The organism is Xenorhabdus budapestensis (genome assembly GCF_017743015.1).
Lineage (GTDB): Bacteria > Pseudomonadota > Gammaproteobacteria > Enterobacterales > Enterobacteriaceae > Xenorhabdus > Xenorhabdus budapestensis.
This window is the reverse complement of sequence record NZ_CP072455.1, coordinates 3,324,690-3,343,865: the sequence shown is the minus strand read 5'-3', so window position 1 is coordinate 3,343,865 and position 19,176 is coordinate 3,324,690. Positions and strand designations below refer to the sequence as shown.

The window sequence follows — 19,176 nt, the reverse complement described above, 5'->3', positions numbered from 1 at the left end:
TTACCTGTTAAACTTACACATTCTATTATTGAATTAGATAACTCAATCAGTTAAAGTAAAAAAGCTATCGGCAAAATCCGGTAGTGAGGAATCTCAGGCCTCATAAAAACACTCCACTGGTAGGTAGTTTCTACCAGTGTGCCTGTTATCGTACCTTCAATGGCGGTTCAGGCGGGGGAGGCTTCGGCCTCGCCGGTTGAGTGTTTCCGGTACCTGAGAATCCCTGTCTGAACCACCACCAATAATCAACAGAAGGGGAAGCAGGTATGATTAACACTCAACAAGACTGGCACCCAGCCGAAATTATTTGTGCATTACGCAAACGTGGTACCACACTCGCCGCTTTATCCCGTGAATCGGGGCTAAGTTCTTCCACTCTGGCAAATACTTTATCCCGCTCATGGCCCAAAGGGGAACTCATCATCGCCACCCGTTTGGGAATGGAACCCGCTGAAATCTGGCCCAGCCGTTATTTCGATGACTACGGCAATTTTATTGAGCGAAAAGTGCGCCAGACGGTTGATGAAAGCCAGCCAGAGGTTGAATAACGCGCTGATATCATCAATGTGATAATACCTGTTCAGAGACTATCCATTCTTTTTTGTTTCAGTATTTTTATTTTCAGCAAACACAGTTGAGTTGTTCATTGAATACATTACCGGGTTCCTTGCATAGTCAGGATTATTTTACGACTGAGCAGGAACCTATTTGGCATGAAAATAACGGTGTTAATCGGCTTAATCGCGGTTATACTGACGGGATGCACGACTCCCGTGAAACAACCGCTCCCTCAATCTTCCCAAAATAGTTTTTCTTCCGTTACGTTGACACAAAACATTCAAACTGTTTCACCGGATATTTATCAGCAAACACCTGAAGTCGTCCGCTACGGGCGCTATGTGCTGGTCAATACCGCCCCGACAGCAGCGCAGCGTGATCCACTTTCCCAGTTGATTGATATTCAGCTTCCCACATCCCAGAGCCCCACTGTGGCTGATGCCATGCGTTATGCATCGCGTCAATCCGGCTACGCCCTCTGTGTGCCTGACAAGACGAATGACATTTTATATCGCCAGCCGCTACCATCCGTACACGCTCAGTTGGGTCCGATTCGATTACACACAGCATTGCAGGTGATGGCAGGCCCGGCCTGGCAACTGGAAGTCGACGAGGTACAACGTGTTGTTTGTCACCATTTGCGACAGGGCTATCAGCTCCCGGCTCCGGCTAAATCTACTCAGTCGGGGGGGCGCTGATGAAATTACACCAGTTCAGTCTGTTGGCAGGGTTGCTGAGCAGTTCGGTCTGGGCAGTAACACCGACACCGTTAGCTTCGCAGCAGACACGAACGACTGAAAGCCAGCCGCAATCCCTGAATAATCAGGCTGAACAGTGGCAGTTAAGTACCGATGAATATCAGCGTTATCAGCAACTGATGAACGGGCCAAGGGGTATTCAGTCGCCGGGACTTGATCCGTTGACCGCATTAGGGATTGAAGCCGAAAGCGATGTCGAACGCCGCCGTTATGCTGAACAGTGGGTTAAGGCAGAGTTTGCCCGAACGGAAAAAGAGCTGCGTTTCCAGCGGGAAGTGAATACTGCCTGGCAGCGGCTGTTTCCGGATGTTTTGCCGGTCAATATGGAAAAATCGCGTGAGAACAATGGTCGGCTGGCATTGTTTGTCAGAGCCAAAGATTGTCCGCAATGTGACACCCGTTTGGCCGAAGTGCTGGCGGCAAAGCAGCCGGTGGATATCTATCTGGTCGACAGCCAACGTAATGATGACACCTTACGGCAGTGGGCTAAAACGCATCATATTCCGGTTGAACAGGTCCGTAACCGACAAATCACGCTGAATCATGATGCGGGATACTGGTTCCGGTTTGGTAAAGGATTGATGCCGGCATTATTACGACAGGGGAAACAAGGATGGCAGGTTACGTCATTACCATGAAGCGGGTGAATGTATTCCCCATTATCGGCCTGTTATGGGTGACTACCGGCCAGGCCGAACTGAACGTGATTGCCGATTTAGGCGGCAAAGATGCCTCGCCCTTTTATGAAAGCATTAATGCCCAGCCGAATTATCGTTCTGCACAATCACACCCTTTCTCGCCAGAAGTGGAGGGGGAAGCAGCCATGCTGCCGGTTAACACACCGGAACTGACACCGGGAAAAATAGTAAACCGCTCACTGCAATTGCCGGGGATTGGCGCGTTATTTTTGATTGGCGATGATCCTGACTCTCGTCAGTGGCTAAGTCAGCATGCAGCCCGTCTGGCACCATTGCACGCGGTGGGACTGGTCGTTAATGTCAGTACAATGACTGGATTACAGTCACTGCGCGCTTTAGCACCGGATATCCTGTTATCACCGGCTTCCGGCACAGAGCTGGCGCGTCGTTTGCAGTTACAGCATTATCCGGTGTTGATCACTGAAAATGCACTTACGCAGCAGCCCTCACTATGAGCCGTCGTTATGTGGTTGAAGCCTTGCTGCGTCCGGCTGTCGAGCTGAATACCGCTGTGGTTTCAGCGGTTGCCGCATTTATCTGCATTCGGGCACCCTGGGCGATTGCACTGGCACCTTCAGTCAGCTACGTGATGGCCGGGGGTTTTACTGTATTAGCGATAATACGCACCTGGCAGGGCATTCAGGTTATCCGCTATCGCCGAAATCTGAGTCGTTTACCGCGTTACCAGATGAGCACAAAACACATTCCCGTCAGTCATCAGCGCTTGTTTCTGGGCCGGGGTTTTCGCTGGCAGCAGAAGCATACCCAGCGTTTGCAGGATACGCGGCGACCGGAAGTCGAACGATTTGTGCAACCCTCTCAGGTTTATCAGCTTGCCCGTTTACTGGAGCATCGAACCGAATACCGTTGGCCGGCATTGTCAAATCTGTTGTGTAAAGATTCCCCGTTGAATCCGGTGCGACCATTGCCGCCGGTTGGGGGCAATCCGATGATCCACGGTATTGAACCGCAGGAAGCCGAAGTGTATATGGATCTGCGTGAGCGGGTCGGGCATACCTTAGTCATGGGGACGACCCGCGTGGGAAAAACCCGGCTGGCTGAATTGCTGATAACGCAGGATATCCGGCGCGGTGAAGTGGTGATTGTCTTTGATCCCAAAGGGGATGCTGATTTATTAAGACGCATCTGGGCAGAAGCGCACCGGGCAGGGCGTGGCAGTGAACTGTCTCTCTTTCATCTGGGCTGGCCGGAGATTTCAGCCCGTTATAATGCGGTCGGGCGGTTTGGCCGGGTATCGGAAGTGGCTTCCCGTCTGGCGGGGCAATTGAGTGGGGAAGGGAACAGTGCGGCGTTCCGGGAATTTGCCTGGCGGTTTGTCAATATTGTCGCCCGTGCGTTGGTGGCACTGGGGCATCGGCCGGATTACACGCTTATCACACGTTACGTCAATAATATCAGCGAACTGTATCAGCTCTATGCGACTAAAGTGATGGCAGACAGTCAGCCTGTGTTGCTGGAACAAATCAATCAAATCCTCGGCAAGCTGAAAGAAAAAGATATTCCGCGCAATATGCAGGGGCAGCCGGATGCGCTCCGGCTCTGGGCAATGGAAATGACGCTCAGTTCTGAGGCCGGTAAACAGCTCTATGACCCTATTCTGGACGGGTTACGTTCAGCCGTGCGTTATGACCGCACCTATTTTGATAAAATTGTCGCCTCGCTATTGCCTCTGCTGGAAAAACTGACCACAGGAAAAATCGCAGAGCTGTTATCACCGGATTATCTCAATATGGCGGACTTGCGCCCCATTTTCGACTGGGAACAGGTGATCCGCAAAAACGGCATTGTTTATATCGGCCTGGATGCATTGTCTGACAGTGATGTGGCTTCGGCAGTGGGCAACAGCATGTTTGCGGATTTGGTCAGTGTGGCCGGGCAGATTTATAAGTACGGTATGAATGCGGGGTTGCCGGTGCGCCAGGACGGGAAACTGGCGATTAACCTGCATTGTGACGAATTCAATGAACTGATGGGGGATGAGTTTATTCCGCTGATTAATAAGGGCGGGGGTGCCGGTATGCAGGTTACCGCCTATACCCAGACTTCCTCGGATATTGAAGCCCGTATCGGCAGCCCGGCTAAAACGGCACAGGTAATTGGCAACTTCAATACCCTGATTATGCTGCGGGTACGGGATAACCGGACAGCCGAGTTACTCACCAGCCAGCTGCCGGAAGTGGAAATCTACAGTAAGACATTGGTTTCAGGGCACTCGGATATTGCTGATGTCGAGCAGGGGCAGGATTTTACCTCGTCTACACAGGACAGGGTCGGCACGGTTAAAACACCGTTGGTGACGCCGGCTGAGATGATTAACCTGCCGAAAGGGCAGGCATTTGCGCTACTGGAAGGCGGACAGTTGTGGAAAATTCGCATGCCTTTGCCCACCGGTGATGACGATGATGCCCTGATGCCGGCGAGTTTGCAGAACATCGCCGAACAGATGCGACGACACTACCGCACCAGTGAAAATTGGTGGGAAGAGAAGGGGTAATTTCGCGTCATGGCACCGTCAGAAAACTCATCCCGTCAGCCTTCTCAACCACCCCGTAAGCATGGGTTGCTGTATCGTGTGTTATGGGAATGGCCGTGGCAGCTCATTGGCTTTATTGTGATGTCGTGGCTGTTCAGTCTGTTACTGGAATACCTCGGGATGACTTTTTTCTGGCCGGACGAGGGCGCGGCTCACAGCCAGACGATGATGAAAACGGAGCTGCAATTTTTATCCACGGAGTTTACGCAAAGCCTGCTGTTGTCAAATCCCGCACAAATCGTCTCAACATGGCTGTTACAGGTCTATCAATGGCTGTTTGTGGATAGTGGTTTTATGCACTGGATACAGGGGCAGCAACAATATCAACTAAATAGCCGCAATGATTTTCTGCGTGAATTCAATGCGGTATTACAGGATGTATCAGGTTATTTGCAGGAATATTGTCTGGCTACCGTGTTTATCACAATGGTGACCCTAATCCGGCTGGCGCTCCTGCTGTTATCCGTTCCGTTGTTTGTGATGGTGATTTTGGTCGCACTGGTTGATGGACTGGGACGGCGGGATTTACGGCGTTATGGGGCAGGCTATGAATCCAGTTTTGTTTATCATCATGCCAAACGGGGCATTAAACCGGCCTGTACCATTCCCTGTGTATTGTATTTATCGTGGCCGGATGTGGTGTATCCTACGGTAATATTGCTGCCCGCGGCACTCTTGCTGGGGATGACAGTAGTCATAACAACTTCGATGTTTAAGAAATACCTGTGAATACATATTTTCACTTAGCAGTATAATGGCAATATTATTTTTGACTCATCTCCCATTGTCGGTTTCAAGGCTAGCATAGAGTGTCTTATCCATAATATCCTTACTTATTTTTTAACCCGCAAGATGAGGAAATAATGAAAGATATTATTAATTATTTAATTCAAAATTATTCAGGTGTATTGGAGTTGATTGCCGCATTTTTTTCTGGTGTTGGAATAACAATTCATCGAGTTTATAAAGGAATTACTTTATTCAGTAATAGAAAAACATCAAAAAATAAGCACTATCTTAATGAATACTCGGATGTTTTAAATGATAAAAATAAAGCATACTTAAAATATATTATAAATGAAGATGTGATGTTTAAGGTAACAAAAACCAGATCGCCAAAATTAAGAAGTATAATTCCAAACTTGGAGAAAGATGGTGTTAGATTTGATTATGTGCGAGATATTAAAAGATTGAATTTTTATGTGTCATTTAATTATGAAAATCCAATTATTAAAATTGATCGATATTATAAATTAAACAAGTTCTCGGAGGTTATGCTGAAAAGCATATTCTTTATTGCTATGATTTATATTTCTTTTCTTATTTTTTATTTTGAAAATAAAAATTCATCAGAATATTATTTTTTACTTGTTAGTATGTTTATTACTGCCATTGGGGTTTTATCTGTATATATTATGATAGCTAGTCCATCAAAGAAAAGAATAAAGAAATTAAATGAAATTTTATCTAAGTATAAGGTAGATGATACTGAATTATTCTGATAAAAGCTTAGATTTCCTAATAATTATTATTTATGTCGCTAAGTCATGGCAGGCAAAACAAAACGGATATTTGTTTTGCCTGCCATGACTTAGCAGACAAGCCGCTTGGCGGCGCGTCAGTTTTTCCGGTTAATGCTGATATTTTGAAGGTACATTTACGACCTGTGTCATGCATTCAAACCAGTCACAGGCCTGACAGGCTCGGTTGCTTCCCTTTGGATCGAAACAGTAATGTTCGTGCGAAGTATCTTCACAATACACTACGAATGGCTGATCGATTCGGTGCAGCTGAATAGTCGCCGCCTGTTCTTTGGAGGCCGGAAAAAACGCGCCACCGACGTCAGCAAACAGTTCGGTATCGTCCTGCTGTGCGTCACAGTGTTCGCAGTGGTTTATCCAGTGCTGTCGGTGTAACTGTTGGCTGATGGCTTTGCGCAGGGTGTGGTGAAAGCCGGGTAGCACATTACGCACGATAGACGGGATATCGACGATATAAAACACAAATGCCGGGCTGTCTTGTTCGGTGTAGTCCACTTCCGTGTCGGGTTCCTCATCCTTATCTGCTTCCAGTAATTGATGTCTGGCAGGCAACATAAAGGCAGTGACGGTGGTGGGTTCATGACAGTGCGGACAGGGTATCCGGGTTTGGGCGAGATACCAATATTCCGCATGCACATTGTAAAACGGCAGCCACTGCATAAACGGCTCCGGGTCAAAACTGCCATCGATATACCAGATTTGGGCGGTCGCATCCCAGTGTGCGCCCAGCTTTTTCACTGTCTCATACTCATCATCGGGGACGTGTAAATCAATCCGCAGCATATTATTCCTTCATTGTGAAATCATTAATCAAATAAATTAGTCAGACTATTTAGCTAATTTTCATCAAAGCATAAAGAGTTTATTACTGATCTGATTTAGAAAACACCGCATCCTCGCACTCGGAGTTTATGATGAGGGGAGTCTTTATGCGTGGTTGCTTTTCGATATCCGGTTCTGTCTGTTTGCTGGGATTGACTGTATTGTGTATGCCACTGGCTTATGCGGCTGAGAAAGATGAGCTGGCCAGTGCCAACCGTCTGATTGAGCAGGTACAGATGGCGCTGGAGCGTGCCAGTATCGTAGAAAAACAATCTGACCCGTCAGAACATCCTCGTTATGAGTTTGATTACTCCCGTATCAGGGCGGATCTCAACACCATCAAAACCGGTATCGATCACTACCTGACACCTTCCCGCGATCAGCCCCGTGATCCTGTATCCCTCTCCGGCGATTACCGTCAGGAACATCCACAATGACCCCTGCCCAGCGCCATGCCTTTGAAGCGGCTTCAGGACACTTTGATATTTATTTTCTGTCTCTGGTGTGTGTCGGCTTTTTTCTGGCCACGTTGTTTCTGTGGGCGGCCTGGGCGGCGGTGGATGTCTGGAACGGCTGGGCGAATGAAAAAGTGCGTAATCAGACCCTCAGGCAGTTTGCTCTTCGAACCGCAGTATTGCTGGTCGTGGCTGTCTGGATGTTTGCCAGTTGAGTCAATAAACACAATAAAAAGGAACTGAATCACTATGAAACGAATTTTTACGGCCTGCCGTCAGTTCAGCACAAACCTGATGACCCGGGTCAGCACTTTTCTGTTGCTGCTGGGGCTTTCCTGTGAGTCGGCCTGGGCCGATTTACCTTCGATTGAACCGCCCTCAAGTGGGGGTCGTGGCGGATTAATGGGACAAGTGAAAGGGTATGCACAGGATGGCATTGTGATTGGCGGGTTGATCCTCTCCGCGGTGGCGTTCTTTAAAGTGGCCTCGGCTGCGGTGGAAACCTTCTCCGAAGTGCGCGATGGCAAAGCCACGTGGACCCAGTTCGGCTCGATTATCGTGGTCGGTATTGTGTTGCTGGTTGCGGTGATCTGGTTACTGGCAAAATCGGCCAACATTATTTTTTAAGGTGCCGCGGATGCAGACGATCCCCTTTTTACCCGATCGCTTAAACGCCGAACCTGTCGTATTCCGCGGCTTCACCACGCCGGAGATGGGGCTGGCGGCCATTGCGGGGGTGGCACTCGGTCTGGTGGTCAGCCTTCCCTTCATTCCGTTTGCCGGTTGGGTGATGCTGCCGACCGGAATGCTGATGATGCCGTTGTTACTGATGAGCGTTGGCGGGCGATGGCTCGCCACCTTAAAACGGGGCAAGCCGGAAAACTATCTCTGGCAGAAACTGGCCGAGAAAAAACGCCGGTTCGGTCTGGATGACCCGACATTGATTATTGCGGCGCAGGGCTGGTCATTACGCCGCAGCAGGCAAGCGCACCGCAACGGGAGAGTCGTGTGATGAGTCGTTTTCGTCATGCGGTCAGAAACCGGGACCAGCATATTCTGACCCTGCGGGTGGCGTGCGGCATTCTGGTGGGGGTGCTGCTGCTGAGCCTGCTGGGCTGGATGGCTTCCCCGCGCAACCTCACCATTCATAACCCGCCGGATTTACGCAGTGGCAGCACCCGGGCGTGGTGGGAAGTGCCGGCACCGAGTGTCTACAGCTTTGCCTTTTATATTTTCCAGCAACTGCATGCCTGGCCGAAAAACGGGGCGCAGGACTATCCGGCCAAAATTGAGGCCTTATCCCCTTATCTGACGCCGGCCTGTCAGGATTTTCTGCGCGAGGATGCCCGAACCCGCGCCGACAGCGGTGAACTGCTCGACCGGGTGCGGGTGGTGTATGAAGTGCCCGGCCGGGGCTACGAGACGCGCAGTGTGACGGTACGTGACCGCGATAACTGGGTGGTGCGGCTGGATTTGGTGGCGGATGAATATTATCACGCCGAACCGGTGAAACGGGCACTGGTGCGCTATCCGCTGAAAGTGGTGCGCTGGGAAGGAGATGCCGAGCGTAACCCCTTCGGTCTGGCACTGGATTGCTACGACGGGATGCCACAGCGGCTGGAAGCTCTGCCACCGCCAGCGGAAGAGAAAAAAGGCGTATTTCAATGAGAAGAGATGTATTTGACTGGCGCGGTGTCTGGCTGGGACTGGCCAGTATCCTGCTGTTCAGCATCAGCGTAAAGGCCGATGAGCTGCTGACATGGGAACGGATCCCGTTACCGGTTACGCTTAAGGTCGGTCAGGAGCGGATTATTTTTGCTGACCGCAATGTCCGTGTCGGTCTGCCCCCGGCACTGGGTGAGAAATTGCGGGTGCAGAGCACCGGCGGCGCGGTTTACCTGAAAGCCAACAGCGCGTTCCCAGCTACCCGCCTGCAATTGCAGGACAGTGAGAATGGCGAAATTATCTTACTGGATGTGACCGCCGGCAAAACCGGGGCCAGCGAACCCATGCGTATTATTTACCCGGCTGAAAAATCAATTGATTCAAAAGATAAACCGCACTCACAGAGCAAATCATCATGGTCTGCACCCATTCCCGTGCTGTTAACCCGCTATGCGGCCCAGCAACTGTATGCGCCGCTACGCACCGTTGAACCGGTCAACGACATTCAACCGGTGAACCTGCATCTACCCGCATCCATCACCACCCTCTATCCGTCAGAGCCGATTGAAGTGACCCCGCTGGCCGGCTGGCGGCTGCATCATCACACGGTGATGGCCCTGAAACTGCGCAATACCGCCAAACGCATTATCATGCTTGACCCACGCGCCTTACAGGGACAGTTCGTTACCGCCACCTTCCAGCATCGCTGGCTGGGGAAAGCCGGAACGGCGGAAGATACCACGGTACTCTATCTCGTTACCCAAGGGGCGCCGGGTAACGCGTTAATCCCTGAGCCGGTACCAGTAAAACCGGGAGGCCGTGATGCAGATTAAATCCAATAGTCTGGTGAAAATACTGGTGCCGACGGTACTGGCTATCGGCGGTTTTATCGGCATTAAAAGTTGCAGTTCAACAGAGAATAGCGTGCCGGATAAACCCCAGAATAACGCGCTGGCGACTCTCTCTCCGGAAGAGTTACAGGCATTGGGGGTCGGCGGGGATACGCCGGAAGATACCCTGCGCACGCTGGTCGGGACCCTCAATACCGTACGGGCAGAGCAGAAACGCTTAGACCAGCAGAATGCTGCGATGCGAAAAGAAAATGACCAGTTAAAAGGACAAAATCAGGATGTTGCCGGTCAGATAGAAGCCGCGGTTGCGGCTATTCGGCAGGATGATGAACAGCGCCAGCGTACGCTACAAGATGAGCAGCAGGGGTTGCTGGTCCAGATTGATTTGCTCACTGAACGGTTAAATTCAACGCCGTTGTCGGCACCGGATAATCAGATGCCGCCGGGTAGCGGGCTGGCAGGGAGTTCATATTCTGCCAGCACTATCAGAGGACAGGATGAGCTTATCTGGGTTACCCCGGCCGATGAAAAAATCCCCGACAGGCAAGCGATGGGCAATGGAAAAACGGCGACTCAGTTTCCCACTTCTTTTTTAAGCGAACAACCGACCACCGTAAAAAATCATCCACAAGTTCCATCGGCTAAGGCAGACAACGAAAAAACGGTCTACACCCTGCCGGAAAATGCCACTCTGGTGGGCAGTCAGGCTATGACCGCATTATTAGGTCGCGTTCCTGTTAATGGCACAGTCACTGACCCCTATCCGTTTAAAATTATTATCGGCAAAGACAACCTGACCGCTAACGGTATCGAACTGCCGGAGGTGGAAGGGGCGGTGGTGTCCGGTTCCGCCAGTGGCGACTGGACATTGTCCTGCGTGCGCGGTCAGGTCAATTCCATCACCTTTGTGTTTCAGGATGGCACCGTGCGCACTTTGCCGGGCAACGGACAGAATCAGCAGGGTATCGGCTGGTTGTCTGATGAGAACGGCATTCCCTGCATCAGCGGTGAGCGTAAATCCAATGCCAGTACTTATTTACCAACATTGTTTGCGTTGTCAGCTATGAATTCCGCCGGCAATGCCCTGAACGAGAGCCAGCAAACCGCACAAACCAACGGCGCCGGCGGCATCACCTCCGCATTAACCGGTAATGCCGGGCAAGCAACACTCGGCAAAGCCGTGGCCGGGGGCATGAATGAGATGAGTGAATGGTTCAAACAACGCTACAGCCAGACCTTCGATGCCATTTACGTTCCGCCCGGCGGGAAGCTAGTGGTGCATATCACCCAAAGTCTGGCGATTGATTATGAAACAACAGGTCGTAAGGTGCATTACGGTTTTAGTGAGCCAGTTCAACGTCATCATCAGGAAGCCTTAGATTAATGGAAACGATTTCTTCTCCATGGCTGTTTAGTGCCAGTCCGCCTTATTGTCTGCAAATCGATATAACGCCACAGGCTGAACCCACACCGGTTCAGCTTGACTGGCGACCCGGGCGTACCCAAGGCAGTCAATTGACTCTCGCCAGCGGCCATGAATGCCGACGGCTGAATGACGGGGATTTTACCGTTTTTCGTCTGAGCGAATTTCAGTGGCAATCAATGATTGCAGGTAACAGCGAGGTTGAACACTGGGAGCGCTTGCCGTTTACTTTATCGGAACTGGCGGTACACCCGGAATTTGCCACGTTTACCCTTATTAGTAGCACGGAGGCTCAGGGATGCGAAAAATAACCTACGCTATCGTGTTAGGTCTGACGGGGCTGATGGCAGGCTGTTCAACGTCGAAAGATACGTTACTGCCAGCCGGCGAACAGACGGTGCTGGCGATGTGGCAGGGAAACAAAGCGGGGCAGAGCGCAACAAAGGCCAGACAAACCCTGCGCCGCGCATTAACCCCGGTTGAACGCCACAGGGCGTCAGAAGAACCCAACCATTACAGCCGTTCGGCAGAGCATGAAATCAGCCAGCAGTTTCCCCGGCTCCCCAATCCCGATATGGTGATGTATGTCTACCCGCATCTGGTGGCGGGCAAGACTCCGATACCGGGCTACAGCACGGTATTCCCGTTTTATCAGCAGGTGCAGTATGCCCTGCCGGGTGAACGAACGGAGGCACGGTAATGGACAATCCCAACGCATTGCCTCGTCCCAGCACACTGAGTGAAACGGATGAAGCGGCGATTTACCGGGCGAATCCGTCTATTATCGACTACCTGCCCTGGGTGGAATATCTGGAAGACGGGCAGTGTTTATTGCTGGATGATGGTGTGTCCGTGGGGGCCGTCTATCAGATTGAACCGGTCGCCACCGAAGGGCGTCCAGCTGAACGGTTGATTGAAATCCGCGACCAACTGGAAGATGCCATTCAGGACAGTCTGGACGAGGACGATATGTCGCCATGGGTAGTGCAGTTTTTTTGTCAGGATGAAGATGATCCTGACAATTATCTCAATACCTTGCGGGGCTATGTGAAACCGTGGGCGCAGGGTACCGCCTTTACTGACGCTTTTCTGGCAGAATCAGCACGTCACCTGAACAGCATTGCCCAGCCTGACGGAATATTTCAGGATAGCTTAATTACCGGGCAACCGTGGCGAGGGCAGCAGCGCCAGACGCGCATGGTCGTCTACCGCTGGTTGCCTGCGCATAAATCGAAGGCTCACCCTCAAACGGTATCGTCGGTGGCAGCACTCAATCAGGTCTGTGAACGACTGGTTTCCTCACTGGCATCAGCCGGTATTGTGGCGACCCGGCAGGATGGCGGGCAGATCCACAGCTGGTTGCTGCGTCATTTTAATCCGGCCCCGGACTGGGGCATGGCCAAAGCCGATTTTTACCGGGCAGTGCGTTATGAATCCCCCACACAGCCGGATCTCCCGGTGAATAATGACTTTGCCGAAAGTCTATGGTTTACCCCGCCGGTGTCGGATCCCGATAACGGTGTCTGGTGGTTTGACGGCCTGCCGCATAAAGCAGTGCCGGTTGAGCGCCTGCGGCGTCCGCCGGAACCAGGCACGCTGACGGGGGAAGTGAAACGGGGAGACAATATCAATGCGCTGATGGATATGATGCCGGAAGGCACGGTGGTCACGCTGACCATTGTGGCGCAGGCACAGGATACACTGGAAGAGAGCTTCACCCGACTGGCAAAAAATGCCGTAGGGGAAAATACCGAATCGCTGCGCGTCCGGCAGGATGTACAGGCCGTGAAGGAATTACTGGGACGACGCCATAAACTGTACCGCAGTGCACTGACCTTTCTGGTGCGGGGGCAAGATTTGGGTAATCTGAATCATCGGGTACATCAGCTTTCTTCCACATTGTTGAGTGCAGGATTACAGCCTGTGCGGCCGGAGTTCAGTGTGTCCCCGCTGAATGCCTATTTACGCGCCCTACCGATGGGCTTTAACCCGCAGAAAGACAAAAAACACTGGTACAGTCGTTTGACGTGGGTCCAGCATCTGGCAGGACTTATGCCGGTCACCGGACGCTCAACCGGTACCGGGCATCCGGGCTTCAGTTTTTTTAATCGCGGCGGCGCGCCACTGACCTTTGATCCAATGAACAAACAGGATCGCACCCAGAACGCGCACTTATTGCTGTTTGGCCCGACCGGGGCAGGGAAATCCGCCACGTTGTGTGCTTCGCTGGTACAACTGATGGCGATCCACCGTCCGCGTCTGTTTATTGTCGAAGCGGGAAACAGTTTTGGACTGTTGGCAGACTATTACGCCAGTCTGGGGCTGACAGTAAATAAAATTGGTATCAAACCGGGTTGTGGCGTCAGTCTGGCCCTGTTTGCTGATGCGCATCAGTTACTGAAACTTAGTCCCAAACAATTGCGGATTAATGAAGCCGATATTCCGGAGACCGATGAAGCACAGGAAGACGGTGATGAACAGCGTGATATTCTGGGGGAGATGGAAATTGCCGCCCGGCTGATGATCACCGGCGGTGAGAAAAAAGAAGAAGAACGTCTGACCCGTTCAGATCGCGGGTTAATTCGTGAAGCGATTATGTTAGCCGCACAGACCAGCTATGAGGCAGGGCATCAGATGGTGGCCTCGGATTTACAAACTGCGCTGTATGCCATCGCCCGTAACCATCGACAGGATGAACATGGTCAGTCATTAATCACCGCACACCGTCGGGCACGAGCGGATGAAATGGCCGGGTCCATGTCGATGTTTACGCAGGGCTTTGAAGGAGAACTGTTCAACCAACCCGGCACCCCGTGGCCGGAAGTGGATGTGACGTTAATTGATTTGGGGACATTGGCACGTGAGAACTACTCGGCACAGATGGCACTGGCGATGGTGTCACTGATTAACACCGTCAATAACCTCGCCGAACGCGACCAGTATCAGGACAGGGAACTGCAACTGGTGATAGACGAAGGGCATATCACCACCACCAATCCGCTGTTGTCTCCCTATATGACTAAAGTCGTCAAGATGTGGCGTAAACTGGGGGCCTGGTTGTGGCTGGCGACGCAGAACCTGGCCGACTACCCGGATACCGCTGAAAAGATGCTGAATATGGCGGAATGGTGGCTGTGTCTGACCATGCCACCGGATGAGGTGGAACAAATCGCGCGTTTCAAGAAACTGACCGAAGAACAAAAAGCGGTGTTGCTCTCCGCCAGTAAATTACCTCGCTGTTACACCGAAGGCGTAGTGTTGGCGAAAAAGATTGAAGCGCTGTTCCGGGTCGTGCCGCCGAGTCTTTACTTGGCGCTAGGTATGACAGAAAAAGAAGAAAAAGCCGAACGGCGGGCATTAATGCGGGAACATCAGTGCAGTGAACTGGAGGCGGCGGTGTTGGTGGCAAGGAGAATGGATCTGGCGCGGGGGTTGAAACTGACATAAATATTCAGCCGTATTATCGGATATATTGACGGAGAAAAAATTCACCCTCTTACCTAAAAAATGAGATGAAAATAAGAATGAAAAATCATCAATCAAATCATAGAAAAAAGAAACTTTATCGTCGAGTCAATACAGCAACTCATTGTGTTTTTCATTCTCATGGTGGTGAATATCGATGGGAGCGCGCCAAACAAAAACGCATCCGGGAAGATATGCCGTATTTTCAGTCAATGAAAGGTAAGCCAAGGCATGGCTTAGATTACACGCCGCTCTTTATGTTTTTACTGAGTAAAGTGGGTGAGAAATGGGATGTAGTTCACAGTGAAGCCATTCAGCGACTGGACCGTCCAGAGCCTATATTTTTGATAGTTGCGTTACATGAGCATGAACAAAGAGATTATATCCGTTGTGGTGAATCAAGTTATTATAATGGGTTATTTGTCGATAACGCTGGTTTTTTGAGAACAGTTAATCCAAATCTGTCAGAAAATGATATACCTATCCTGTGCCAGTGCTGTACTCATACATTTAATGGGATCCCTATCCACCGATGACTTAGCAATTTACTCGGCAAAAAAAGAATGTAAGCACAGCCTGAGAAGCACTTTTTCGACATGTTACCGCTTTTATCATTAATGAAAAGGATAGTAATCCGTCAAAATAAGAATTGAACGATGCGAAGCGGGTGATTTCATATCTGAATACCCCGCAGCTTGCGGCGGGGATGTTTATTTTTTTCATCCAAGATGCGGGTTAACTTATCAAAATAACTGCTATCAATGCGGCTTCTATACTTAGCAAAATGGGTAATAGCAAGCCACCACTACGTATACGAGCAATAGTTAATAGTATTCCTAGAATAAAATTTTGAACAAAATTGCTGATATAAGGTTCTTCCATTGACACGCCTGCAAATATTGAGGCAGTTATAAAGGTGCCTATCCATAAAGTCCATGGGTATTCTGACTTGAAGGCGTTTAGTAGCATCCCACGAAAAATAATTTCGTTTATGACAGGGGGAAATAAAATAAATGACAGATAGATCCATAATGATGCTGAATCATACTCAGCGAGCATATGCTCCGATGGTGTAAAATAGAGAATACCAAACCCATAGAAAGTAAGACAAAGTAATATTGCGACTCCGATTGCCAGCCAAAAAGAAGAAAAATTTTTCAGATTCCCTAAAGGCAAATCAGCAATCCACCGACGATATGGCCATGTCAGGAAAAGTACAACCAAGGCCATTGTCAGCCACAAAACAAAAGCACGGTAGTACCAATATGTGTAACGCCAATACCAATCAAAAAAAGGCAGGCTATCTACACCATAGGCAATAGCGATTGCTATACATTCGACAATGATTGGACTTAATAGCAAAATGAAAAAACGTATTACTTGACGCCATGATAAATTCATACAACAGATATCCATTAAATAGATTTAATCTATAATTCATTAGGTTATGATTGCATCTTATTTTGATGTATAAATCAATTTCCTTCTCCCGAAAACTAATTAATTACTGACATCGATAAAATGTTTCTTCAGGCTATTCCGATATTTTGTCTGATGGGAAATGGTTTATGAGGAAATTGAATTTCTTGTTTTGTGTAGGATTGGTACTGCCGTTATCAGCCAGCGCAAAAATTGTCGTTTATACCGACAGCCAACACCCACCCATTAACCTTTCTTCTGAAACACCGGTCGTCTGGCTGGATGCCGCTGACCAACAGCAAAAGCAAATTTTTGCTCAGCTTTCTGCTGATCCACAGCAGGCCACAAAACAAGCGCAGGCAATACTCCAATCATCCCACTGGCATCAGCAGGAACAACAGCTCATCAAGGCTTACCGTGCCGTGGTGCAGGCTTGGCAATCAGGTGTAAAAAAGTATCCGGCCGTGGTCTTTGATGATAGGGAGGTGGTGTATGGCACCGCGGATGTGGCAAAAGCCCGCGCACTCAGGGAGCAACATCAACCATGAGTCTTCAACGTGTGACGTTTCCTGCACTCATCACCCTGATAGCGGCATTTTCCCCGGCGACACAGGCTTCCATCAATACGGCTCAGATTGTTGCTGGCAGTCTCTCACCCGCCTGCATTCAATGGCGGGTCAGCGGCATCTGTTACTGGCTGCTCTGTGGCCTGCACGGTTGTACGGTGAAAACTTCGGTGAAGGTGACCCATTATCTCCCCGAAGTGGTGGTGTCCACCTATCATGCTCCCGGCGATAATCCGTGGACAGAACTGGCACAGGTCAGTCAACTCTCCGGTGGCGTGGAAAATACCGTGACCGGGGCGTTATCCCACCTGAATGCCGGTGGAGGGAATCACAATGTCCAGATTGCCGGGCAACGGCGTACCAGTCTGCGTTTCAAATATGCCGATGCCATCGGGCATCCGGCAACTAATCTGATAGGCGGGCAAATTCCCGGCTATTCGTGTCGCAGTGCCGCCACCCCGCTGATGCCTTATTTTCTCAGTACGCTGGATTCGGTGGTGTGGCGCTCCGGGTTGCCGGAATCGTTCTACCCGGAAGCTCTGATACCCGGTCAGCGGGAGCTGGGCAGCCAGATGGCTGGCACTATGTGGGGCAATATTTACCCGCGCTCAGGGTTTGTCAATCAGACTGATGATGACAAGGCCTCGGCTGTGGTGGCGCAACGGGTCGCAGATATCATTACCCGTGTCGGGCAACCTCATGTTTATCAGACATTAAAAGGCACCCGCACTGACGGTTACTGGCCACCTGAATCGGTCACCGAAAACACCGGCATCAAAAATCATCAATGGCAGCGGTTATCACCGACGTTAAGTCAGTCCTGCGCCGTGTTTCCGGACGGGGAGCACACGGCGGCAATCAATGGCAATCAGGCGTATGCCCTGTGGCAGCCTTACAGTTGTTGCCAGCGGCGCGGACAGCGTTTTCTCAGCAGTACGGATATCTGAACAAGGGATGAATGATAATGAAAAAAAACGCGTTATGGCTGATAGCCGGTGGACTGGCCATCACTTCGGCACAGGTCGATGCCACCGGGCTGTCCCTGACCTTACCGCAGGTGAACCGCAGTGCACTGGGCTATGGGGCAGACGCCAGCGGTGCGGTGTCCGATACGTTGTTCTATACCTTAGGGGGAGGTTCGGTGATTTCTGAACCGGCCAGTCGCAGTGGTTCCACCACTCTCGGTGGATTAGAGCTGGGCTGGCGCTCGGATTTGATGTGCGGTAATTTCGACCTGAAAGCGACCGTCAGCAATCAGTTGAACGGGATTACGGCCGGATTCAAGAACCTGATGGGTGATGTGATTCAGGGCGCGACTGGGGCCGTGGCCAGCCTGCCGGCGATGATTATCCAACGCGCCAATCCGGGATTGTACGACATGCTGACCAACGGGGTCTTGCAGGCCAATGTGGCATTCGATAAAGCCCAGTTCAACTGTCAGGCGATGGCCAATAAGATGATGGATTTTGCGCAGAATAATAAATGGACTCAGTCAGCAGCCTTGCAGGAGTATAAAAGTCTGGTTAACGGCGGCGATGGTGATGCGGTGCGTGTCAATAACGCCGGCAGCAAAGCCACCGGTGCCGGCGGGCATCCGTGGGTTGGCGGGCAACGGCAGGGGGGCAAGGGACAAAATGCCATTCGTCCGACCCGGGATTTAGCCAGTGCCGGTTTTAATATGATGAACCAGTTGCCGGTGCTGAGCCAGTCGTCGGTCAGCAACCTGAAATGTGAGGGTAGTGCCTGCCGTAAATTCAGCAATGCCCGTGAGGCAGCCGAAGCGGTGGTCAGCGTGCTGGGCGACCGGGTCATCCGCACCTGTGCTCAGGCGGCAGACTGCACCAGCGGTGGAGAGAAACACCAGCCGGGCACCACCGTTGCGGGCACGGGCTTTGCTCCGATGCTGGAAGCCCATACCCAAACCAATACGGAACAACTGGTGAAGTTGGTCAGTGGCACGGAAAAACCGACGATGGTCAATCTGGCGAAACTGAAAACCGGCAGTCTGACGGTGACCAAAGGCGTCATTCAGGCATTGCAGCGTGACCCGGACAAAGCTGCCCTGACGGGCCGTTTAGCGGGGGAGCTGGCGATGGCGGAAACCGTAGAAACAGCGTTACTGATGCGGCGGATGCTTATCACCGGCATGTCTGAACCCAATGCGGCGGCACAGTCAGAAGCGCTGGCCGAAGGGGAACGCCGGATTGCCTCGCTGGACCGGGAAATCAATGCGCTGAAGAATGAAATGCAGCTGAAACAGGCCCTGTTCCGTAATGCCATCCTGACCATTATTGAGCGGGACACCCAGCGCATCAATATGCATCCGCAAAAACAGGTGCCGGACAACACCGATGCGCGTTTTTATCAGCTGGAAGTACCCAAACGTGAGCGCAGGTAAGGC

23 protein-coding genes are annotated in these 19,176 nt (G+C 51.0%); 21 read left to right on the top strand and 2 right to left on the bottom strand.

Annotation, left to right across the window (positions count from 1 at the left end):
* Positions 1 to 266: 266 nt before the first annotated feature.
* From HGO23_RS14610 to HGO23_RS14580, 7 genes are all read left to right on the top strand, one after another.
* On the top strand, positions 267 to 548 hold the full coding sequence (locus HGO23_RS14610; RefSeq protein WP_209027093.1) for a helix-turn-helix domain-containing protein: 282 nt from the start codon (positions 267 to 269) through the stop codon (positions 546 to 548).
* 165 nt (positions 549 to 713) lie between these two features.
* Positions 714 to 1,256: a PFGI-1 class ICE element type IV pilus protein PilL2 gene (gene pilL2, locus HGO23_RS14605; RefSeq protein WP_209027092.1), complete on the top strand. Its 543-nt coding sequence runs from the start codon at positions 714 to 716 to the stop codon at positions 1,254 to 1,256.
* The gene (locus HGO23_RS14600) at positions 1,256 to 1,954 is read left to right on the top strand and encodes a TIGR03759 family integrating conjugative element protein (protein ID WP_209027091.1); all 699 of its coding nucleotides are present in this window, start codon (positions 1,256 to 1,258) and stop codon (positions 1,952 to 1,954) included. Before pilL2 ends, HGO23_RS14600 begins: the two co-directional genes overlap by 1 nt.
* Positions 1,930 to 2,469, top strand: a complete 540-nt coding sequence (locus tag HGO23_RS14595) for an integrating conjugative element protein (RefSeq protein ID WP_209027090.1) — start codon at positions 1,930 to 1,932, stop codon at positions 2,467 to 2,469. The genes HGO23_RS14600 and HGO23_RS14595 overlap by 25 nt, the downstream gene beginning before the upstream one ends.
* Positions 2,466 to 4,529, top strand: coding sequence for a type IV conjugative transfer system coupling protein TraD (gene traD / locus HGO23_RS14590; RefSeq protein WP_209027089.1), 2,064 nt, complete (start codon positions 2,466 to 2,468; stop codon positions 4,527 to 4,529). Before HGO23_RS14595 ends, traD begins: the two co-directional genes overlap by 4 nt.
* Before the next feature lie 9 nt (positions 4,530 to 4,538).
* Complete coding sequence (locus HGO23_RS14585; RefSeq protein WP_209027088.1) at positions 4,539 to 5,297, top strand: TIGR03747 family integrating conjugative element membrane protein; 759 nt, start codon at positions 4,539 to 4,541, stop codon at positions 5,295 to 5,297.
* Between the two features lie 134 nt (positions 5,298 to 5,431).
* The gene (locus HGO23_RS14580) at positions 5,432 to 6,070 is read left to right on the top strand and encodes a hypothetical protein (RefSeq protein ID WP_209027087.1); all 639 of its coding nucleotides are present in this window, start codon (positions 5,432 to 5,434) and stop codon (positions 6,068 to 6,070) included.
* Positions 6,071 to 6,199: 129 nt separating this feature from the next.
* Here HGO23_RS14580 and HGO23_RS14575 read toward each other — a convergent pair whose 3' ends face one another.
* Entirely contained in the window at positions 6,200 to 6,892 is a 693-nt protein-coding gene (locus HGO23_RS14575) for a DUF5710 domain-containing protein (RefSeq protein WP_209027086.1), read from the bottom strand.
* A gap of 146 nt (positions 6,893 to 7,038) precedes the next feature.
* On the opposite strand from HGO23_RS14575, the gene HGO23_RS14570 reads away from it, so the two are divergent.
* The 11 genes from HGO23_RS14570 to HGO23_RS14520 all read left to right on the top strand — a co-directional run bounded on the left by HGO23_RS14570 (position 7,039) and on the right by HGO23_RS14520 (position 15,326).
* Entirely contained in the window at positions 7,039 to 7,368 is a 330-nt protein-coding gene (locus HGO23_RS14570) for an integrative conjugative element protein, RAQPRD family (protein ID WP_209027085.1), read from the top strand.
* Positions 7,365 to 7,601 carry a TIGR03758 family integrating conjugative element protein gene (locus HGO23_RS14565; protein WP_209027084.1) on the top strand — a complete coding sequence of 79 codons (237 nt, stop codon included), beginning with the start codon at positions 7,365 to 7,367 and terminating at the stop codon, positions 7,599 to 7,601. Before HGO23_RS14570 ends, HGO23_RS14565 begins: the two co-directional genes overlap by 4 nt.
* A gap of 79 nt (positions 7,602 to 7,680) precedes the next feature.
* Positions 7,681 to 8,013, top strand: a complete 333-nt coding sequence (locus tag HGO23_RS14560; RefSeq protein WP_241538216.1) for a TIGR03745 family integrating conjugative element membrane protein — start codon at positions 7,681 to 7,683, stop codon at positions 8,011 to 8,013.
* A 10-nt stretch (positions 8,014 to 8,023) separates the two neighbouring features.
* Positions 8,024 to 8,398: a TIGR03750 family conjugal transfer protein gene (locus HGO23_RS14555; protein WP_209027082.1), complete on the top strand. Its 375-nt coding sequence runs from the start codon at positions 8,024 to 8,026 to the stop codon at positions 8,396 to 8,398.
* Positions 8,398 to 9,054 carry a PFL_4703 family integrating conjugative element protein gene (locus HGO23_RS14550; protein ID WP_209027081.1) on the top strand — a complete coding sequence of 219 codons (657 nt, stop codon included), beginning with the start codon at positions 8,398 to 8,400 and terminating at the stop codon, positions 9,052 to 9,054. The genes HGO23_RS14555 and HGO23_RS14550 overlap by 1 nt, the downstream gene beginning before the upstream one ends.
* On the top strand, positions 9,051 to 9,884 hold the full coding sequence (locus HGO23_RS14545; protein WP_209027080.1) for a TIGR03749 family integrating conjugative element protein: 834 nt from the start codon (positions 9,051 to 9,053) through the stop codon (positions 9,882 to 9,884). Before HGO23_RS14550 ends, HGO23_RS14545 begins: the two co-directional genes overlap by 4 nt.
* Positions 9,874 to 11,286, top strand: coding sequence for a TIGR03752 family integrating conjugative element protein (locus HGO23_RS14540; RefSeq protein WP_209027079.1), 1,413 nt, complete (start codon positions 9,874 to 9,876; stop codon positions 11,284 to 11,286). The genes HGO23_RS14545 and HGO23_RS14540 overlap by 11 nt, the downstream gene beginning before the upstream one ends.
* Positions 11,286 to 11,636 carry a hypothetical protein gene (locus HGO23_RS14535; RefSeq protein ID WP_209027078.1) on the top strand — a complete coding sequence of 117 codons (351 nt, stop codon included), beginning with the start codon at positions 11,286 to 11,288 and terminating at the stop codon, positions 11,634 to 11,636. Before HGO23_RS14540 ends, HGO23_RS14535 begins: the two co-directional genes overlap by 1 nt.
* Complete coding sequence (locus HGO23_RS14530) at positions 11,624 to 12,025, top strand: TIGR03751 family conjugal transfer lipoprotein (protein ID WP_209027077.1); 402 nt, start codon at positions 11,624 to 11,626, stop codon at positions 12,023 to 12,025. Before HGO23_RS14535 ends, HGO23_RS14530 begins: the two co-directional genes overlap by 13 nt.
* Positions 12,025 to 14,772 carry a conjugative transfer ATPase gene (locus tag HGO23_RS14525; RefSeq protein WP_209027076.1) on the top strand — a complete coding sequence of 916 codons (2,748 nt, stop codon included), beginning with the start codon at positions 12,025 to 12,027 and terminating at the stop codon, positions 14,770 to 14,772. Before HGO23_RS14530 ends, HGO23_RS14525 begins: the two co-directional genes overlap by 1 nt.
* Positions 14,773 to 14,849: 77 nt before the next feature.
* Positions 14,850 to 15,326, top strand: coding sequence for a hypothetical protein (locus HGO23_RS14520; protein WP_099125729.1), 477 nt, complete (start codon positions 14,850 to 14,852; stop codon positions 15,324 to 15,326).
* 199 nt (positions 15,327 to 15,525) lie between these two features.
* Here HGO23_RS14520 and HGO23_RS14515 read toward each other — a convergent pair whose 3' ends face one another.
* A complete protein-coding gene (locus tag HGO23_RS14515; RefSeq protein ID WP_209027075.1) occupies positions 15,526 to 16,191 on the bottom strand; it encodes a CPBP family intramembrane glutamic endopeptidase in 666 nt (221 codons plus the stop codon).
* A 167-nt stretch (positions 16,192 to 16,358) separates the two neighbouring features.
* On the opposite strand from HGO23_RS14515, the gene HGO23_RS14510 reads away from it, so the two are divergent.
* Genes HGO23_RS14510 through HGO23_RS14500 form a run of 3 tightly spaced genes read left to right on the top strand, consistent with a single transcriptional unit; the run spans position 16,359 to position 19,173 of the window.
* Positions 16,359 to 16,757 carry a TIGR03757 family integrating conjugative element protein gene (locus HGO23_RS14510; RefSeq protein WP_209027074.1) on the top strand — a complete coding sequence of 133 codons (399 nt, stop codon included), beginning with the start codon at positions 16,359 to 16,361 and terminating at the stop codon, positions 16,755 to 16,757.
* Positions 16,754 to 17,722 carry a TIGR03756 family integrating conjugative element protein gene (locus HGO23_RS14505; RefSeq protein ID WP_209027073.1) on the top strand — a complete coding sequence of 323 codons (969 nt, stop codon included), beginning with the start codon at positions 16,754 to 16,756 and terminating at the stop codon, positions 17,720 to 17,722. Before HGO23_RS14510 ends, HGO23_RS14505 begins: the two co-directional genes overlap by 4 nt.
* A gap of 11 nt (positions 17,723 to 17,733) precedes the next feature.
* Positions 17,734 to 19,173, top strand: coding sequence for an integrating conjugative element protein (locus HGO23_RS14500; protein WP_209027072.1), 1,440 nt, complete (start codon positions 17,734 to 17,736; stop codon positions 19,171 to 19,173).
* Positions 19,174 to 19,176: the final 3 nt, after the last annotated feature.

Coding starts and splice junctions, on each gene's coding strand:
- HGO23_RS14545 (WP_209027080.1), top strand. CDS start 9,051: ATGAGAAGAGATGTATTTGACTGGCGCGGTGTCTGGCTGGGACTGGCC.
- HGO23_RS14500 (WP_209027072.1), top strand. CDS start 17,734: ATGATAATGAAAAAAAACGCGTTATGGCTGATAGCCGGTGGACTGGCC.
- HGO23_RS14570 (WP_209027085.1), top strand. CDS start 7,039: ATGCGTGGTTGCTTTTCGATATCCGGTTCTGTCTGTTTGCTGGGATTG.
- HGO23_RS14595 (WP_209027090.1), top strand. CDS start 1,930: ATGGCAGGTTACGTCATTACCATGAAGCGGGTGAATGTATTCCCCATT.
- HGO23_RS14510 (WP_209027074.1), top strand. CDS start 16,359: ATGAGGAAATTGAATTTCTTGTTTTGTGTAGGATTGGTACTGCCGTTA.
- HGO23_RS14580 (WP_209027087.1), top strand. CDS start 5,432: ATGAAAGATATTATTAATTATTTAATTCAAAATTATTCAGGTGTATTG.
- HGO23_RS14560 (WP_241538216.1), top strand. CDS start 7,681: ATGACCCGGGTCAGCACTTTTCTGTTGCTGCTGGGGCTTTCCTGTGAG.
- HGO23_RS14530 (WP_209027077.1), top strand. CDS start 11,624: ATGCGAAAAATAACCTACGCTATCGTGTTAGGTCTGACGGGGCTGATG.
- HGO23_RS14515 (WP_209027075.1), bottom strand. CDS start 16,191: ATGAATTTATCATGGCGTCAAGTAATACGTTTTTTCATTTTGCTATTA.
- pilL2 (WP_209027092.1), top strand. CDS start 714: ATGAAAATAACGGTGTTAATCGGCTTAATCGCGGTTATACTGACGGGA.
- HGO23_RS14540 (WP_209027079.1), top strand. CDS start 9,874: ATGCAGATTAAATCCAATAGTCTGGTGAAAATACTGGTGCCGACGGTA.
- traD (WP_209027089.1), top strand. CDS start 2,466: ATGAGCCGTCGTTATGTGGTTGAAGCCTTGCTGCGTCCGGCTGTCGAG.
- HGO23_RS14600 (WP_209027091.1), top strand. CDS start 1,256: ATGAAATTACACCAGTTCAGTCTGTTGGCAGGGTTGCTGAGCAGTTCG.
- HGO23_RS14520 (WP_099125729.1), top strand. CDS start 14,850: ATGAAAAATCATCAATCAAATCATAGAAAAAAGAAACTTTATCGTCGA.
- HGO23_RS14610 (WP_209027093.1), top strand. CDS start 267: ATGATTAACACTCAACAAGACTGGCACCCAGCCGAAATTATTTGTGCA.
- HGO23_RS14555 (WP_209027082.1), top strand. CDS start 8,024: ATGCAGACGATCCCCTTTTTACCCGATCGCTTAAACGCCGAACCTGTC.
- HGO23_RS14525 (WP_209027076.1), top strand. CDS start 12,025: ATGGACAATCCCAACGCATTGCCTCGTCCCAGCACACTGAGTGAAACG.
- HGO23_RS14575 (WP_209027086.1), bottom strand. CDS start 6,892: ATGCTGCGGATTGATTTACACGTCCCCGATGATGAGTATGAGACAGTG.
- HGO23_RS14585 (WP_209027088.1), top strand. CDS start 4,539: ATGGCACCGTCAGAAAACTCATCCCGTCAGCCTTCTCAACCACCCCGT.
- HGO23_RS14505 (WP_209027073.1), top strand. CDS start 16,754: ATGAGTCTTCAACGTGTGACGTTTCCTGCACTCATCACCCTGATAGCG.
- HGO23_RS14550 (WP_209027081.1), top strand. CDS start 8,398: ATGAGTCGTTTTCGTCATGCGGTCAGAAACCGGGACCAGCATATTCTG.
- HGO23_RS14535 (WP_209027078.1), top strand. CDS start 11,286: ATGGAAACGATTTCTTCTCCATGGCTGTTTAGTGCCAGTCCGCCTTAT.
- HGO23_RS14565 (WP_209027084.1), top strand. CDS start 7,365: ATGACCCCTGCCCAGCGCCATGCCTTTGAAGCGGCTTCAGGACACTTT.